General features: G+C 34.2%; 16 protein-coding genes. 14 read left to right on the forward strand and 2 right to left on the reverse strand.

Features of this window, described 5'->3' with window-relative positions:
• Window positions 1-58: 58 nt before the first annotated feature.
• From AC1RPN_RS01100 to nhaC, 4 genes are all read left to right on the forward strand, one after another.
• A complete protein-coding gene (locus AC1RPN_RS01100) occupies window positions 59-1,435 on the forward strand; it encodes an Nramp family divalent metal transporter (RefSeq protein WP_481760965.1) in 1,377 nt (458 codons plus the stop codon).
• A gap of 18 nt (window positions 1,436-1,453) precedes the next feature.
• Entirely contained in the window at window positions 1,454-1,900 is a 447-nt protein-coding gene (locus AC1RPN_RS01105; RefSeq protein ID WP_481760964.1) for a universal stress protein, read from the forward strand.
• A 132-nt stretch (window positions 1,901-2,032) separates the two neighbouring features.
• Window positions 2,033-3,649, forward strand: coding sequence for a SulP family inorganic anion transporter (locus tag AC1RPN_RS01110; RefSeq protein ID WP_481761141.1), 1,617 nt, complete (start codon window positions 2,033-2,035; stop codon window positions 3,647-3,649).
• Window positions 3,650-4,046: 397 nt separating this feature from the next.
• On the forward strand, window positions 4,047-5,417 hold the full coding sequence (nhaC, locus tag AC1RPN_RS01115; protein ID WP_481760963.1) for a Na+/H+ antiporter NhaC: 1,371 nt from the start codon (window positions 4,047-4,049) through the stop codon (window positions 5,415-5,417).
• Window positions 5,418-5,466: 49 nt separating this feature from the next.
• On the opposite strand, the gene AC1RPN_RS01120 is transcribed toward nhaC, so the two are convergent.
• The gene (locus AC1RPN_RS01120) at window positions 5,467-6,648 is read right to left on the reverse strand and encodes an MFS transporter (protein ID WP_481760962.1); all 1,182 of its coding nucleotides are present in this window, start codon (window positions 6,646-6,648) and stop codon (window positions 5,467-5,469) included.
• 129 nt (window positions 6,649-6,777) lie between these two features.
• Between AC1RPN_RS01120 and AC1RPN_RS01125 the strand changes: the two genes are divergently transcribed.
• The 4 genes from AC1RPN_RS01125 (at window position 6,778) to AC1RPN_RS01140 (ending at window position 9,348) form a co-directional block, all read left to right on the forward strand.
• Window positions 6,778-7,143 (forward strand): winged helix-turn-helix transcriptional regulator, encoded by a 366-nt coding sequence (locus AC1RPN_RS01125; protein ID WP_409021715.1) that lies wholly within the window; start codon window positions 6,778-6,780, stop codon window positions 7,141-7,143.
• Window positions 7,144-7,282: 139 nt separating this feature from the next.
• Complete coding sequence (locus AC1RPN_RS01130; protein ID WP_481760961.1) at window positions 7,283-8,020, forward strand: TerC family protein; 738 nt, start codon at window positions 7,283-7,285, stop codon at window positions 8,018-8,020.
• A gap of 18 nt (window positions 8,021-8,038) precedes the next feature.
• Complete coding sequence (gene trxA, locus AC1RPN_RS01135; protein ID WP_481760960.1) at window positions 8,039-8,368, forward strand: thioredoxin; 330 nt, start codon at window positions 8,039-8,041, stop codon at window positions 8,366-8,368.
• Between the two features lie 113 nt (window positions 8,369-8,481).
• Window positions 8,482-9,348, forward strand: a complete 867-nt coding sequence (locus tag AC1RPN_RS01140) for an NAD(P)-dependent oxidoreductase (protein WP_481760959.1) — start codon at window positions 8,482-8,484, stop codon at window positions 9,346-9,348.
• 48 nt (window positions 9,349-9,396) lie between these two features.
• Here AC1RPN_RS01140 and AC1RPN_RS01145 read toward each other — a convergent pair whose 3' ends face one another.
• A complete protein-coding gene (locus AC1RPN_RS01145) occupies window positions 9,397-10,143 on the reverse strand; it encodes a hypothetical protein (RefSeq protein ID WP_481760958.1) in 747 nt (248 codons plus the stop codon).
• Between the two features lie 337 nt (window positions 10,144-10,480).
• On the opposite strand from AC1RPN_RS01145, the gene AC1RPN_RS01150 reads away from it, so the two are divergent.
• The 6 genes from AC1RPN_RS01150 to AC1RPN_RS01175 all read left to right on the forward strand — a co-directional run bounded on the left by AC1RPN_RS01150 (window position 10,481) and on the right by AC1RPN_RS01175 (window position 15,649).
• Entirely contained in the window at window positions 10,481-11,569 is a 1,089-nt protein-coding gene (locus AC1RPN_RS01150; RefSeq protein ID WP_481760957.1) for a DUF871 domain-containing protein, read from the forward strand.
• A 108-nt stretch (window positions 11,570-11,677) separates the two neighbouring features.
• A complete protein-coding gene (gene crcB, locus AC1RPN_RS01155) occupies window positions 11,678-12,073 on the forward strand; it encodes a fluoride efflux transporter CrcB (RefSeq protein ID WP_481760956.1) in 396 nt (131 codons plus the stop codon).
• Window positions 12,070-12,432, forward strand: coding sequence for a fluoride efflux transporter CrcB (gene crcB, locus AC1RPN_RS01160; RefSeq protein ID WP_481760955.1), 363 nt, complete (start codon window positions 12,070-12,072; stop codon window positions 12,430-12,432). Before crcB (AC1RPN_RS01155) ends, crcB (AC1RPN_RS01160) begins: the two co-directional genes overlap by 4 nt.
• A gap of 56 nt (window positions 12,433-12,488) precedes the next feature.
• A complete protein-coding gene (locus AC1RPN_RS01165) occupies window positions 12,489-13,358 on the forward strand; it encodes a DegV family protein (protein WP_481760954.1) in 870 nt (289 codons plus the stop codon).
• 155 nt (window positions 13,359-13,513) lie between these two features.
• The gene (locus AC1RPN_RS01170; RefSeq protein WP_481760953.1) at window positions 13,514-14,968 is read left to right on the forward strand and encodes an ABC transporter permease; all 1,455 of its coding nucleotides are present in this window, start codon (window positions 13,514-13,516) and stop codon (window positions 14,966-14,968) included.
• A gap of 21 nt (window positions 14,969-14,989) precedes the next feature.
• The gene (locus AC1RPN_RS01175; RefSeq protein WP_481760952.1) at window positions 14,990-15,649 is read left to right on the forward strand and encodes an ABC transporter ATP-binding protein; all 660 of its coding nucleotides are present in this window, start codon (window positions 14,990-14,992) and stop codon (window positions 15,647-15,649) included.
• Window positions 15,650-15,674 lie beyond the last annotated feature (25 nt).

Genomic DNA, 15,674 nt, shown 5'->3' on the forward strand with positions numbered 1-15,674 from the left:
ATAAAGTTTGAGTATAATAAGGAATTGAGAAGAAAAGAATTTAAAGGAGTGGTAAAAAATGTCGAAAGAAGTACAAGAACCAAAAATGACTACCACAACAAATAGTGCTAGTTTGGAAGAAGTAAATGGATCAGTAGAAGTTCCAAAAAGTGCCGGATTTTTACGAACTTTATGGGCTTTTAGTGGACCAGGTGCATTAGTCGCTGTTGGTTACATGGATCCAGGTAACTGGATTACATCAATTGTCGGTGGTGCACAATACCGTTACTTACTATTATCAGTCGTTATTTTCTCCGGACTTATCGCTATGTTAATGCAATATATGGCTGCTAAGTTAGGTGTCGTAACAAGAATGGATTTAGCACAAGCAATTCGTGATCATACTAATAAACCGGTTGGATTTTTATTATGGATCATGACAGAATTAGCAATTATGGCAACAGATATAGCCGAAGTAATTGGTGGAGCGATTGCTTTACAATTACTTTTTGGAATTCCATTAACAGTCGGCGTTATGATAACTATATTAGATGTTTTCTTACTATTATTATTAACAAAATTAGGATTTAGAACAATTGAAGCGATTGTTGCAACATTGATTGCATCAATTTTAATTATTTTCCTTTACTTAGTTGCCTTATCAAAACCAAGTTTAGCAGGTATCATGGGTGGTATTTTACCAAGAGCATCAATCGTTATGAACCATGATCAATTAACATTAGCTTTAGGTATTATTGGTGCAACAGTAATGCCTCATAACTTGTACCTTCACTCTTCAATTGCACAAACACGTCAGTACGATTCAACTGATGAAGAAGAAGTTGCAAAAGTTGTGCGCTTTACAACTTGGGATTCAAATATCCAATTATTTGGCGCAACAATTGTTAACAGTTTACTTTTACTTTTGGGGGCTGCTTTATTCTTTGGACATGCAGATCAATTACAAGCATTCGGTGATTTATACCGTGCATTAAGTGATAATACAATTGCCAAAGGGATTGCATCACCTGTACTTTCAACTTTATTTGCCGTAGCTTTACTGGCTTCTGGGCAAAATGCAACGATTACCGGAACCTTGACTGGTCAAATTATAATGGAAGGTTTCATACATTTAAAAATGCCATTATGGGCCCGTCGATTGGTTACACGTATCATAGCAGTTATCCCCGTTATGATTGCCGCAATCATTTGGGGTGGGACAGAAGGCGTATTAGATAATTTACTTGTTTATTCACAAGTGTTCTTATCAGTAGCCTTACCATTTACGATGATTCCATTAATCTGGTTTACATCTTCTAAAAAATATATGGGTGAACGATTCGTTAATCCACTTTGGGTATCAATTATTGGTTGGGCAGCCGCAATCGGGTTAACTATTTTAAATGTTCAATTAGTCTTCAATTTAGTCATTCAATTTTTCCAAGAAGTTTTATAAAATAAGGAGGAAATTCATATGAAAAAAAGTTTTGAGTTACCAAAGCATAAGAACATTCTTGTCGGCGTCGATAATTCGGCAGATGCCCAATTAGCATTCTTAGAAGCGGTTAGTCATGCTTTAGATGATGATTCTCTGCTGCATATTGTAACTGTTCTGGAGTCGGATGATTTGAATGTTTTTCAGGTATTAACAAAAGATACATTAGCTGAAAAACGTTTGAAGGTTGAAAAACAACTTCAAGAGTATAAACAAAGCGCATTAGATGCTGGTGTTAAGGAAGTACACATTGTTCTTGCTGAGGGTGAACCTGGTGAAACGATTGTCAAAGATGTTATTCCTGACGTTAAACCTGATTTAGTCGTTGTTGGATCAGCTATAACTAAAGGGATTGGTAAGTACTTAGGTAGCCAAGCATCATACGTGGCTAAGTATTCTCCCGTTTCAGTTATGGTTGTTCGTTAATAGAAAAAAGTTATACAAAATGGTTGAATCTTATAAAGATTTAACCATTTTTATTTGGAAAACGTTTACTTGTTTATTTATATATAAGGTTTATGTTATGCTTTTATGTATAACATAAATAGGAGCATGATGATGATATCAAATTATATTTCAATATTAAAAAACGAGTTTAAAGGTTATAATGCAACAAAATTAGCTAAAGATTTTATGGCAGGTTTAACGGTAGCTGCAGTTGCTATTCCGTTAGCCTTGGCATTTGGTGTCTCAAGTGGGGCAACAGCTGCTGCTGGGTTAATCACAGCCATTGTTGCTGGGATTTTGATAAGTACCTTATCTGGGGCATATTATCAAATATCAGGACCAACTGGAGCGATGGCCGCAGTATTAATGGGTGTTATTGCACAATATGGATTAAAAGGGGTTTTTATTGCTACATTGATTGCCGGAGTGATTTTATTGTTAGCCGGTATATTTAAATTAGGCGTTTTAACGACTTTTATTCCTGCCCCTGTTATTACAGGATTTACATCAGGAATTTCAATTATTATTGCTTTCGGGCAATTAGATAATTTTTTTGGTACGCATTCAAACGGAAGTAGTTTAATTGAAAAAATTGGTAGTTATCCTAGCTTAGGTTTTCAACCTAAGTTGGCAACGACTTTGATGGCAATTTTAGTTGTTATTGCACTTTTTATTTTTCCAAAAAAATGGAATAAAGTTATTCCTGCATCGTTGATTGCAATTATTGTTACTACGGCAATTACAATGATATTTAAATTAGATGTCGCAACAGTTGGCGAGATTCCAACAAGTGTTATCAGTGATGATAGATTACATTTAGGTGCATTAAATCTTCAAACAGTTAAAAATCTAATTATTCCTGGCGCAAGTATTGCTTTACTGGGAATGATTGAAAGTTTATTATGCGGGGCATCTGCTGGTCGCATGACAGGTAAAACCTTAGATAGTAATCAAGAATTAATCGCTCAAGGTATTGGAAATATGATTTTACCATTTTTTGGTGGTATTCCAGCAACGGCTGCGATTGCTAGAACGAGTGTAGCAATTAAATCAGGTGCACAGACGCGATTGACAGGCGTTTTCCATGCACTTGCGTTATTAGTTTCAATGCTTTTATTGGCACCAATCATGTCACAGATTCCTTTATCGGCATTAGCTGGCGTGTTAGTTGTGACTTCATGGCGGATGAACGAATGGTCAGCTATCAAGTATCTCTTTAAAAATAAATTTAAAAGTGCTTTAATTCTATTTTTCTTAACATTAATAAGTACCGTTATTTTTGATTTGAGTACGGCGATTATGGCCGGTGTTTTAGTCGGGATCGTTATTTTTGTGGCTAAGAGTTCTATTTTAGATGTTGTTGTTGAAGATGTTGATTTAAGCAAAGTCGAAACAACACAAGATAGATTAAAAGATGATTGGGCAGTTGTCTACATCACTGGACCACTATTTTTCATGTCTGCGGATCGATTAGATAAGGCACTACAGCCACTTCATGAACGAGATTTAGTTATCTTTTCATTGCGAGGCGTACCATCAATTGATAATACAGCAATGGCTGTTATTCAGGATTTCTATAGTGATGCTCAGACTAAAAATCATGAAGTGATTTTTTCTTCAGTTCAACCAAATGTAATGAGAATGTTTGAACGATCTGGCTTTAAAGATGTGGCTGGGGAAGAAGCCTTTTATTTCTCAGTTGATCGTGTTCTAAAGGAAATACTATAAGATGTACATTATTGACAAGGATATTTAGGCATGTTAAGATTCATTCAACTTAATAAATAAAAGTTAACACATAAGTAGTCATTTATCTGGGAGTCAGAAAGTTGGTGGTTGATGCGAACCAATCAGGATAAATTAACCAAATACGTTAACGTTATTTTAAACATCGGATAAATATCTAGAACCGTTATCATCTAGTGAGTGAGAATTTGGGTTCTCAATTAAACTGGGTGGTACCACGGCTAGAGTCGTCCCTGATACAATATTTAATATTGTATCAGGGACTTTTTTTGTCCAGAAAAGGAGTGTTAAAAATGAAAAATATAAATTGGGGTCAGTTTCGATATCAAACTTTTCATGATAAATACTAGAATCGACTAAAAAATAGGAGTGTTTACTAATGAAAAATAAATTATCGTTTACAGAAGCAGCAAGTGTTTTAGTAGTAATGTTGATTATTATGGGATTTGGTGTAATTAAGTTTGGGTTATCACCTCAAACACCAGTTATGTTAGTGATTGGGTTGTTAATTTTATGGGCTAGAATTCGTCATTTTTCATGGGATGAGATTCACGCGGGTATCAAGGATGGAATGAGTACAGGGTTAATTCCCATCTTTATTTTTATTTTGATTGGCTCATTGATTGCGACTTGGATTGCGGCAGGAATTATTCCAACCTTAATGATTTGGGGATTTAATCTGATTAGTGTTCAATTCTTTGTGCCTTCCGTTTTTATTGTCTGTGCTATTATCGGATTATCAATTGGGAGTGCCTTCACTTTAATTTCAACTGTGGGTATCGCACTATTCGGTATGGGGATGACGATGGGGGTTAATCCTGCACTAGTGGCAGGAGCAATTATTTCAGGTGCTATCTTTGGGGATAAAATGTCTCCCTTATCAGATTCAACGAACTTAGCAGCTGCCATTGGAGAATCTGATTTATTTAAACATATTAAAAATATGATGTGGACAACAATTCCTGCTTTTGTAGGATCTTTAATTTTATATTTCATTTTGGGAAGTGGTAGTATGGCAGCAAATATGGATAAAATCAATCATACGATTTCAATTTTATCTAGTCACTTTTCAATCACAGCTTGGGCGGCATTACCAATTATCTTAATGTTTGTCTGTGCCTGGTTAAAAATTCCAGCTATTCCAACGTTATTTATCAATATTGGTGTATCGTTAGTTATGTTATTTATTCAAAAACCATTTACGAGTTTACAAGATGTTGCGGCGTTGATTCAGTCAGGATTTGTTTCTAAAACTGGAGATGCAAATGTGGATATGCTGTTAACACGAGGTGGCGTTTCAAGTATGATGGGAACCGTGTCATTAATAATTTTAACTTTAACGTTAGGCGGCTTACTAATGAACTTCAATATTATTGAAGTCGTTATGGAACCTTTAGTTAAACGTTTAAATTCATCTGGTAAATTAATTACGGCAACTATTTTTGCTGGAATTGGAGTTAATTTATTTGTTGGAGAACAATACTTATCAGTTATTTTACCTGGAAAAGCGTTTAAACCCGCTTTTGATAAATCAAAATTAGATAATTTAGCCTTAAGTCGTGCACTTGAAGATGGCGGAACAGTGATTAATTACTTAATCCCTTGGGGTGTAGCTGGTGCGTTTGCAGCAAGCACGTTGGGAGTTCCAACGCTAGACTACTTACCATTTGCGTTCTTTAGCTTACTATCGCCTGTCTTTTCAATCATTAGTGGTTGGACGGGAATCGGGTTACGTGCAAAGAGAGCCTAATAAAAACGGGTCACAATGAATTTTATATTCGTTGTGACCCGTTTTTTTGTTATTTCTCATTCTTATTGAGTGTAATTAAGTACATTGTCATGAAGATGGCGATTAAAACCATGACTGTCCCAAAAAGTGGCGTCATACCTAATCCGAGATTAGAAACAACTTGTCCACCAATTAAAGAGCCTAACGTAATGCCAATATTGAAAGCAGAAATATTTAGCGACGATGCTAAAGTAATATCTTTAGGGGTATATTTTTCAGCTAATTGAACAACGTATAGTTGTAATCCTGGAACATTCATAAAGGCGAATAGTCCTAAGGCCATAACGGTTAATAAACCTAGAATTGACATTTTAGCAGTAAAGAAAAGGATAAATAAGACGACTGCAAGTCCGATAAACATTTTTAATAATGCTTGGAGCGGATTATGGTTTGCTAAACGGCCGCCAATCGTATTTCCAAGGGCAACCATCAATCCGTAGACGATTAAAATGATAACAACAGCACTTTCACTGTAACCCATTGAAGTTTCTAAGAGTGGCGTAATATACGTATAAACAACGAATGTCCCACCGTAACCTAAGGCGGTTAATGATAACGTAATCAATAGATATTTGTTCTTAAGGACACGGATAAAACCATGCGCATCAGATTTTCCAGGAATTGGTAAACCATTTGGTACGAGGAAAAAGTTGGCGATTAAACCAATTAGTCCAATGATACTAATAAAAATAAATGATCCATGCCAACTAGTATGTTGACCAATAAATGTACCTAAAGGAACACCGGTTACAGTTGCAACGGTTAAACCAGTAAACATGACTGAAATAGCACTAGCACGTTTTGAAGGTTCAACAACATCAGCCGCAATAACGGAAGCGATTGTCATGAATATACCGTGAGACAATGCAGAAATAATTCGACCAATTAATAAAATTGAAAAAGTTGGTGCAAATGCTGCAACTAAATTACCAACGATAAATAACGCCATGATACTTAAGAGTAATTTTTTTCGATCAAATTGGCCAGTTAAAATAGTTAGAACGGGTGCACCTATTGTGACACCGAATGCATATAATGAAACGCTAAGTCCTGCCTGACTTAATGAAATACCAAAATCTTTGACTAATAAGGGGATGAGCCCAACGCTAATAAATTCTGTTGATCCGATTGCGAAAGCACTAATAGCCAATGCTAAGAGTGTTAGGGATGGTGATATTTTTGGTTTTTCCATAAGTTTGTAAAGCCTCCTTGATTTTTGTTGGAATAATGCTACAATTTATGATTATACGTGTACGCAACAATAAGACAATAACGTACTAAAAAGTGCTATAGGAACTTTTTAGTGCCTATAGGAGGAAGAATGGAAGATAAAACATATAATATTGGTGTTGAAGCGACTTTAGAAGTCATTGGCGGAAAATGGAAAACAATTATTTTATGCCATTTACGTGGTGGAAAAAGAAGAACTAGTGAGCTGAAACGTGCAATTCCGAAAATAACCCAAAAAATGTTAACGCAACAATTACGTGAATTGGAAGCCGATGGGATTATCTCTAGACATATCTATGAACAGGTACCACCAAAAGTAGATTATCAATTGACTGAATATGGTGAGTCTTTGAGTACTATATTAAATAAATTGTGTGTTTGGGGCGAAAAACATGTTGATCGGTTAAATGAGCAAGACCAACATGTTGTTTTAATGAATCGAGATAAAGTGTCATAACTGTCATTATTGATTGCTATTCGAGAAATGTAGCTGGCAGTTACTGTTGTTCATATGTTATGGCATAATCTGGTAATTGCTGTATAATAATCATTTACAGTTATTTATAAAAATTATTGAAAGAAAGTATGAGAATTAAATGTTAGCAAACTTATATGGACCATTTTTTGATCTAAACAATTGGAAAACAGTTGTCGAATCAAGTAGTGATTGGATAATTATCCTATCATTAGCAGTAATCGAATGCTTATTATCAGTGGATAACGCAATTGTATTAGCTGCACAAACACAAAAATTACCAAGTAAAAAAGAACAAGAAAAAGCATTATTTTACGGATTATGGGGTGCATATATTTTCCGGTTCATCATTATTGGAATTGGAACATTTTTAATTGATTTCTGGGAAATTAAAGTAATTGGCGCTGGGTATCTTATTTACCTATCAGCCCATTATTTCTTTTCAAAAATTAAAACGCCAAAACCTAAATCAGAGAAAAAAAGTAATGGACGAAAAGGTCCATTCTCATTGTTTTGGTCAGTTGTTATTTCAATTGAGATGATGGATATTGTTTTTTCAATTGATTCTGTCTTAGCATCGTTAGCAATTTCGACAAATCCAGTCATTGTTTTAATCGGTGGGATGTTTGGAATTTTAGCCATGCGTGGGATTGCGACATTGATTATGAAGTTGATGAAGGTTGTTCCGGAGTTAGAATCAATGGCTTACTTGCTAATCGCATTAATTGCGGTGAAGTTATTCCTTTCTATCCCTCAAATTGGTATCGAAGTTTCAGCAGTACTTTTTGCTGGAATTGTTTTTGGGGCTATTATATTAACGACTTTAATTCATATGTATAATATTCAGAATAAAAAATAACGAAACGAAGGCGATAAAATGGTCACAAAAGTAACAGATAAAACGCTCGCGGAACATACAGATTCCGGATTAACAATTGTTGATTTATGGGCTCCTTGGTGTGGTCCATGTCGTATGATGGAACCTGTTATTGATGAATTAGAACAAGAATTCAAAGATGATATGCAATTTGTAAAGTTGAATATTGATGAAAATAAAGAAACAGCATTGGAATATGATGTCATGAGTATTCCGAGTTTTCTATTATTTAAAGATGGCAAAGCAATTGAAAAAGTTGTTGGTTATCATGATAAGAGTAAATTTTCAAAGTATTTAAGTGAAAAAGTTGCTCAAAATAAAGCAGTATAAATAAAATCCCACTACAAATTTTGTAGTGGGATTTTATTTTAGGCTTAACTATTATTAATGGCAGTCGTAACCTTAAAGGTGCATACTAAAGAAAATTATAAAAGGAGATTATTATGAAAAAAATTGGGTTTATTGGAACGGGCGTTATGGGCTCAGCAATTGTTAGTTATTTATTGAAAGCGAACTATGAAGTAACCGTGTTTAATCGAACCAAATCAAAGACAGATGACTTAGTTAGCCAAGGGGCAATATGGGCTGATTCGCCACAATTGGTTGCGGCTAAAAGTGATATTATCTTCTCGATGGTTGGTTTTCCTGCAGATGTAGAAGCAATATATTTTGAAGAAAATGGTATTTTTGCTGGTGCTAAAAAAGGCGCAATTGTAGTTGATATGACAACAAGTACACCAACACTAGCGAAAAAAATTGGTGATTACGCGGAAACTCATGAGTTGTTTGCGTTAGATGCACCTGTTTCTGGTGGTGATATTGGTGCAAAGAATGCGAAGCTAACAATTATGGTTGGTGGACACAGTGATGTATATGAACAAGTGAAACCTATTTTTGAAAAGATGGGAACAACAATTGCCTTGTTTGGTGGTTATGGATCAGGCCAACATGTAAAAATGGCTAATCAAATTATGATTGCTGGAACAATGACCGGAATGACTGAGCTGTTAGTTTACGCTAAGGCAGCAAACTTAGACTTGGAAAGTGTCATTAAAACAGTTGGCGGGGGAAGTGCAGCAAATTGGAGTTTAGACAATTATGCGCCCCGAGTTTTAAGTGATGACTATACACCAGGATTCTTTGCAAAACATTTTCTTAAAGATTTGCGTATTGCATTAGACGAAGCAGAAAAAATGAATATTAATCTACCCGCAACAAAAGAAGCTAAAGTACTATATGAAAAATTAGTTGATGAAGATGGATTAGGTAATGACGGTACACAAGCATTAGTTAAATTGTGGTGGAAATAAATAAGTCGATACAACTAATAAATAAGACCATTTCAATATGAGATAGTCTTATTTATTTTTGATGATTTTAACCAGCCAATTTGTAATAAGTAATAAAAACAGCATCAAAATAGTAATTAGACCAATAGATAAGGCAAATTTTGATAGTAGAGTCATCATTAAAGTCTGGTGATTAAATAGAGTTAAGAAATAATAAAAGATAATGATTAAAAGTGCTAATAAACTGAATCCAAGACCAAATCCTTTTCTATCTGCTGAGCTTAAATCAAAACCACCAATTGTAATAGATGTTGTGATTAACAACCACAGGATAAGTCTTAATGACCAAGATTGAAATAACGAGGTGAATAGGTTAAATAACGATTGAGTATTAAATGCTTGGTTAACTAGCATTGTTGATAGTAGATTAAAAGAGTGAGGTAGCAGTAGAATAAAAAGGCCAATAATTACGATTGAACAGCCAATGATGGGCGCAATACCGGCCATTGCTTGTCCAATTTTACCACGCATATTTTTAGGTGAGCTATAACGAACGAATCCAAGTGAGTTATCACCAATTTCGGGATGTGGACGTTTAATTAATTTAACTTCAATGGCGTGAAATCCAAATAAAAAAGCCATTATAGCATGACTTGCTTCATGGATAATAATACCCAATGAACCCAAGTATAATTGTTGATTTAATGATAATTGTTTTTTTGTATTACTGTTCACAGCTGTTAGTAAAAAAGCAGCTACAAGAAGTGGTATAACACTAAGAAAAATCAATGTTATTAGCGTATAAATGGTTTGCATCCTTAAGACCTCCTTCGTGATTAAAATATTAGCACGATTCTTAATATTTAGAAACAAAAAAGAGACTGCTGGGAAGGCAGTCTCTAGGGAGTAAGTTGTAGAGCTAATAAATTAGCTCTCTCTCTCATTACTTTGGAGGAGAAATGAAAAAGTATAAAGGTTAGTTATTTATGTTGTTTTGGGATAAGTTCAATATACAACATGAACCTTAAAATAACCTTAACATTAAGAAAAAATTTAAAAATAATCAAAAGTTTTTTTGGAATGCGCTTTCAATTACATTATATGTCCTTTATAATATTGGTATAGACCTTAATAATATTTAGGAGGAATAATAATGGGAAAATTAGGTATTTCAATTTATCCAGAACGATCAAATTATAATGATGATACAGCATATTTAGATTTGGCATGTAAATACGGGTATAAAAGAGTCTTTACGAGTTTACTCCAAGTGACAGATGGTAAAGATAAGGTATTATCAGAATTTAAAAAGACAGTTGCTTACGCAAATAAACTTGGTATGGAAGTAATGGTTGATATCAATCCTGATTTATTTGAACAACTAAATATTAGTTATCAAGATTTAAAATTCTTTGACGATATGGGTGCATATGGTGTTCGATTAGATTTAGGATTTACAGGTGCAGAAGAAGCAGCAATGACACGCAATCCATATGACTTAAAAATAGAAATAAATATGAGTTCTGGGACTAACTATGTGGATAACATTATGAGTTATTCACCAAAAAGAGAGAACTTATTAGGTTCACATAATTTTTATCCACATGAATACACAGGATTAGAGTATAACTTTTTTGTAGCTTGCAGTGAGAAATTTAAAAAATACAATTTAAATACGGCAGCTTTTGTTAATGCTAAGTCAGCTACTTTTGGACCTTGGCCAACTGCTGATGGACTATGTACATTAGAGGATCATCGACATTTAGATATTGCCACACAAGTTAAACATATGGTGATGACAGATTTAATTGATGATGTGATTATCGCAAACGCGTACGCTTCAGAAAATGAATTAAAAGCAGCATCAGAAGCATTCAACGCCAATTATCCGACGATTAAAATTGAAACGGCAGATGATATTACTGAGGTTGAAAAAGTAGTATTATTTGATAATATTCATAGTTACCGCGGAGATCGTTCAGCGTATCTTTTACGTTCGACAATGACACGGGTTGTGTATAAAGATAAAGAATTTCCTGCACATAATACAAAATTAATTAAGCGTGGTGACGTCTTAATTGATAATGAAGGTTATGGACAATATAAAGGTGAAACACAAATTGCTTTAAAAGAAATGAAAAATGATGGTCGTGTAAATATTGTTGGGCATATTATAGATGATGAATTATTCTTACTCGATTTTTTGAAACCATGGAGTCAATTTAAACTAAGCCAAGATTAGCCTAAATGGATCACTAGATAATTTCTAGTGGTCCATTTTAATTTGGTATTAACTAGATAATTCGGTAAAATGAAGTAGTAAATGTAAAATTGATAAGAAGGTCATAAAATGAATTATATAATTGTTGCATTGTTTGCTTTTTTTGGTGGAATAAGTCGGTACTTACTTGGTTTAACGATTATTCAACCAAATGGATTCCCACTGGGGACATTAATGATTAATGTCGTAGGGTGCTTTATTTTGGCGTTCTTAGTTCAGTATATTGAAACAACCGAAAAAGTCCCAGATTGGTTAACTTTGGGGATAAAAACAGGTTTTATAGGTGCTTTTACAACGTTTTCAACATATAGTTTGGAAGCTGTAAAGTTAATAGAGACGCAACAATGGGGCTATGCACTCATCTATGTGTTAGTAACGATTATAGGTGGACTTTCCATGACATTACTTGGTTATTCATTAGGCAATCGGATTGGAGATTGGCGAATGGAGAGTGAACGTTCATGATGACACTATTAGTTGGGATTGGCGCTGCAATCGGTGCTATGTTAAGATATGGGATAACAAATTTAAGTAATCGATATCTAACTGATCAATTTCCAGTTGGAACGTTATTAATTAATCTGATAGGTAGTTTTATTTTAGGTCTTTTAACAGGAATTAATTTATCTAGTCCGATGTTAGTCTTACTTGGTACTGGAACAATGGGTGGTTTTACAACCTTTTCAACGTATAACTTTGAATTGGTTAAATTAATTAAAAGCCAAAAAATATCGTTATTCATGATTTATTTATTAGCTAGTTATATTGTTGGTGGCTTGATGACACTGTTAGGATTAGTTATTGGTCGCCAAATGGTTAGTTAAATTAAAGTATTCGAGCATAATGTGTGATAGGATAGTAAAAATAGGGATGTGAAATAATGAAAATTGCTGTATTAACGGATAGTTCAGCTTATCTTACAGATGAGATTGTTGAACAATTAGATATTAAAGTAGTAAATAACCCAGTATTATTTGGAAATCATGTCTATCATGAAAATGCCGATTTAACGGCAACTCAATTTTATCAATTATTAAAAACAGAAGATGTTTTACCAACAACTTCCCAGGTATCGATGGGTGAAATGGAAGAAAAATTTAAGGCACTTGCTGCTGAAGGCTATACAGATGTTATTTGTATCCATTTATCATCAGGTATTAGTGGATTAGTTGGTAATCTTGAAGCTTTCGCATCATCTGTTTCGGCCATCAATGTGCATGTTTTTGATTCGAAAATTGATTGCGCGGGGATGGGTAACATGGTTCAATTGGCTGCCACATTAGCTAATAAAGATAAAAACGTTATGGAAATACTTGAAAAGTTAGCCGAATTAAGAGAAACAACACGGGTTCTTTTTGTTGTTGATGATTTAAATCATTTAATGAGGACCGGTCGTTTATCAAATCATTCAGGTTTTGTTGGAAACATATTGAAAATTAAACCGATTTTAACTTTTGATAAAGAAGGTAAAATCGTTGCTATTGGTAAAGAACGCAAAATGAAAAATGCCTATTCTGAAATTAAAGCTCAATTCTCAGAAGCAACACGTTCACTTGATTATCCAGTTCAAATTAATTTAATTGATGCGAATAATCCGGAACTTCAAGCTGAATGGGGACAAGACTTGAGAACTAGTTTTCCTAAAATGAAATTTGAATCGGGTTATATTGGACCACTTGTCGGTGTTCACACAGGTGAAAAATGTTTAGGATTAATCTGGTCGAGAGATTGGAAAAGTCTAATAGATTAAATAAAGAAAACGGTTTTATTATGAATTATTATTCATAATAAAACTTTTTTTTGTATAACAAACGAAAATGTTCTGATAATATTCAAAAATAATTCATAATTATTAGCTATGCTTATTCTTATCAAATAATTTAAGAGAATATGGAGGTAATAAATATGAATTTTTTTAAACGTGCTTTATTAAATCTTAAAGCAAAAAAAGGACGATCTTTTTTACTTGTATTAGTTATGTCAGCTATTATGTTATTCGTTTTAGCAGGATTAATTATTCAAAATGCAGCAACAACTGCGGCAAATGATGCGAAGAAGAGTGCGGGTGCAACGGTGACATTATCAGCTAATCGAGATAAAGCTTTTAGCGAGATGAAAACTTCAAGCTCAAAAACCACTAAACCATCATTAAACTTAGCTGGGGTAACAGTCGCAACAGCTAAAAAAGTTGGTGCATTAAGCAATGTGAAGAGTTACAGTATCACCACTTCAACTACAGCTAATGCTTCTTCATTTGATGCCATTAAAACAACATCGACCTCAAGTCAAAGTGGTGGGATGGGCGGCAAGAAAATGGCAACTTCTGCAACAACGGGTGATATTTCTATTTCCGGTGTAAGTTCAACGGCTAGTGCACTAAATACTAGTGGTGCCAAAATTACAAAAGGTCGTGGTTTAAATTCGAGTGATTTAAATACTAAAAACGTTGTGATTGAATCAGAACTTGCTTCTACTAACCATATTTCTGTGGGCAATACAATTACAATGAAATCAACTGGTGGTACGAAGTATAAAGTTGAAGTTGTCGGTATTTATAAAGCTAGTTCAACTAGTTCTACAAGTATGGGTGGGCCAGGAGCTACTGATCCATCAAATACTATTTATACAGCTTACACATTTGCGAATACTTTAAAAGGTAGTAAGTATAAAGATACGGCCGATTCAGTTGTGTATACATTAAGTGATCCAGCCAAGTCAGAAACTTTCACAAAAGCAGCTAAGAAATTAATTAACACATCTAAATTTTCAATGTCAACAAACGATAGTACTTATCAATCAATGCTGACACCATTGAATAATGTTAAGAGTTTTGCCCAAAAAATTGTTCTATTAGTCGCAGTTGCAGGAACTATCATTCTTGCCTTAATTGTTATTTTAATGATTAGAGAACGTCGCTATGAAATTGGTGTCCTCCTATCATTAGGTGAAAAACGTTGGAAAGTTATTGCACAATTCTTTGTTGAAATGTTTATGGTTCTACTCGTGTCATTAGTTGTTGCCGGAATTGGTGGGAAATTCGTTGGTAATGCAGTAGGTGATCAATTGATAAGCCAACAAACAACGACATCTACAACAGCTACAACTTCAAATGATATGCAAGGTGGAGGCGGTGCGCCAAGTGGTACTAAAGGTGGACAATTTGGTGGAACAGATCCAAGTGGTATACCAGGGCAGTCAGCGACAACTAAATCTGAGAAATTAAAGAATCTAAGCACAACTGTAAGTATCAAAGATTTGGCAGAATTAGGTGGTATGGGTCTGGCAATTATCTTTATCTCGATTATGTTAGCATCGTTAGGTATTTTACGACTTGAACCCAAGAAAATTCTGATTTCATAAATAATAGAAAGGAGTGATTAAATGATTGAAATTAAAGATGTCGCGTATTGGTATGAAAATAAGGATAACCCCTTATTTGAAAAGGTTAATTTAACTTTTGAAAGAAGTAAATCATATGCAATTGTCGGTAGTAGTGGCTCAGGAAAAACAACATTTCTCTCACTAATTGCTGGTTTAGATAAACCAAAATCTGGAGAAATTATATATGAAGGTGAGGCAATCAATAAAATCGGATTAACTCATTATCGAAATAAAGATGTCTCGATTATCTTCCAATCCTATAATTTATTTACTTATATGTCAGCGTTGGAAAACTTAATGACTGCGATGGACATTACCGGAGCAACACATGCTGGTGATAAACAATATGCCTTTGATATGTTGAAAAAAGTTGGTATTGATGAGGATATGGCTAAGAAGAACGTTCAACATCTTTCTGGTGGGCAACAACAGCGAGTCGCTGTTGTCAGAACGATGTGTTGTGACGCACGATTAGTCGTAGCTGATGAACCGACCGGTAATTTGGATGAAGTTAATACGAAAGAAATTATTGAATTACTTCAAGATTTAGCTAAATCACAAGATAAATGTGTCATCATTGTAACGCATGAACCAGATGTTGCTAAAATGTGTGATACGCAATATGTATTGAAGGACCGTGAGTTTCAAGTTATAGAGTAAGAAATAGCCATATGTATAAGGAAAA

It is taken from the genome of Dellaglioa sp. CoH-57-MRSF-20 (assembly GCF_056781955.1).

Bases quoted from the DNA above. Each gene is read 5' to 3' on its own strand.
- AC1RPN_RS01100 (WP_481760965.1), top strand. From the start codon at position 59: ATGTCGAAAGAAGTACAAGAACCAAAAATGACTACCACAACAAATAGT.
- AC1RPN_RS01105 (WP_481760964.1), top strand. From the start codon at position 1,454: ATGAAAAAAAGTTTTGAGTTACCAAAGCATAAGAACATTCTTGTCGGC.
- AC1RPN_RS01110 (WP_481761141.1), top strand. From the start codon at position 2,033: ATGATATCAAATTATATTTCAATATTAAAAAACGAGTTTAAAGGTTAT.
- nhaC (WP_481760963.1), top strand. From the start codon at position 4,047: ATGAAAAATAAATTATCGTTTACAGAAGCAGCAAGTGTTTTAGTAGTA.
- AC1RPN_RS01120 (WP_481760962.1), bottom strand. From the start codon at position 6,648: ATGGAAAAACCAAAAATATCACCATCCCTAACACTCTTAGCATTGGCT.
- AC1RPN_RS01125 (WP_409021715.1), top strand. From the start codon at position 6,778: ATGGAAGATAAAACATATAATATTGGTGTTGAAGCGACTTTAGAAGTC.
- AC1RPN_RS01130 (WP_481760961.1), top strand. From the start codon at position 7,283: ATGTTAGCAAACTTATATGGACCATTTTTTGATCTAAACAATTGGAAA.
- trxA (WP_481760960.1), top strand. From the start codon at position 8,039: ATGGTCACAAAAGTAACAGATAAAACGCTCGCGGAACATACAGATTCC.
- AC1RPN_RS01140 (WP_481760959.1), top strand. From the start codon at position 8,482: ATGAAAAAAATTGGGTTTATTGGAACGGGCGTTATGGGCTCAGCAATT.
- AC1RPN_RS01145 (WP_481760958.1), bottom strand. From the start codon at position 10,143: ATGCAAACCATTTATACGCTAATAACATTGATTTTTCTTAGTGTTATA.
- AC1RPN_RS01150 (WP_481760957.1), top strand. From the start codon at position 10,481: ATGGGAAAATTAGGTATTTCAATTTATCCAGAACGATCAAATTATAAT.
- crcB (WP_481760956.1), top strand. From the start codon at position 11,678: ATGAATTATATAATTGTTGCATTGTTTGCTTTTTTTGGTGGAATAAGT.
- crcB (WP_481760955.1), top strand. From the start codon at position 12,070: ATGATGACACTATTAGTTGGGATTGGCGCTGCAATCGGTGCTATGTTA.
- AC1RPN_RS01165 (WP_481760954.1), top strand. From the start codon at position 12,489: ATGAAAATTGCTGTATTAACGGATAGTTCAGCTTATCTTACAGATGAG.
- AC1RPN_RS01170 (WP_481760953.1), top strand. From the start codon at position 13,514: ATGAATTTTTTTAAACGTGCTTTATTAAATCTTAAAGCAAAAAAAGGA.
- AC1RPN_RS01175 (WP_481760952.1), top strand. From the start codon at position 14,990: ATGATTGAAATTAAAGATGTCGCGTATTGGTATGAAAATAAGGATAAC.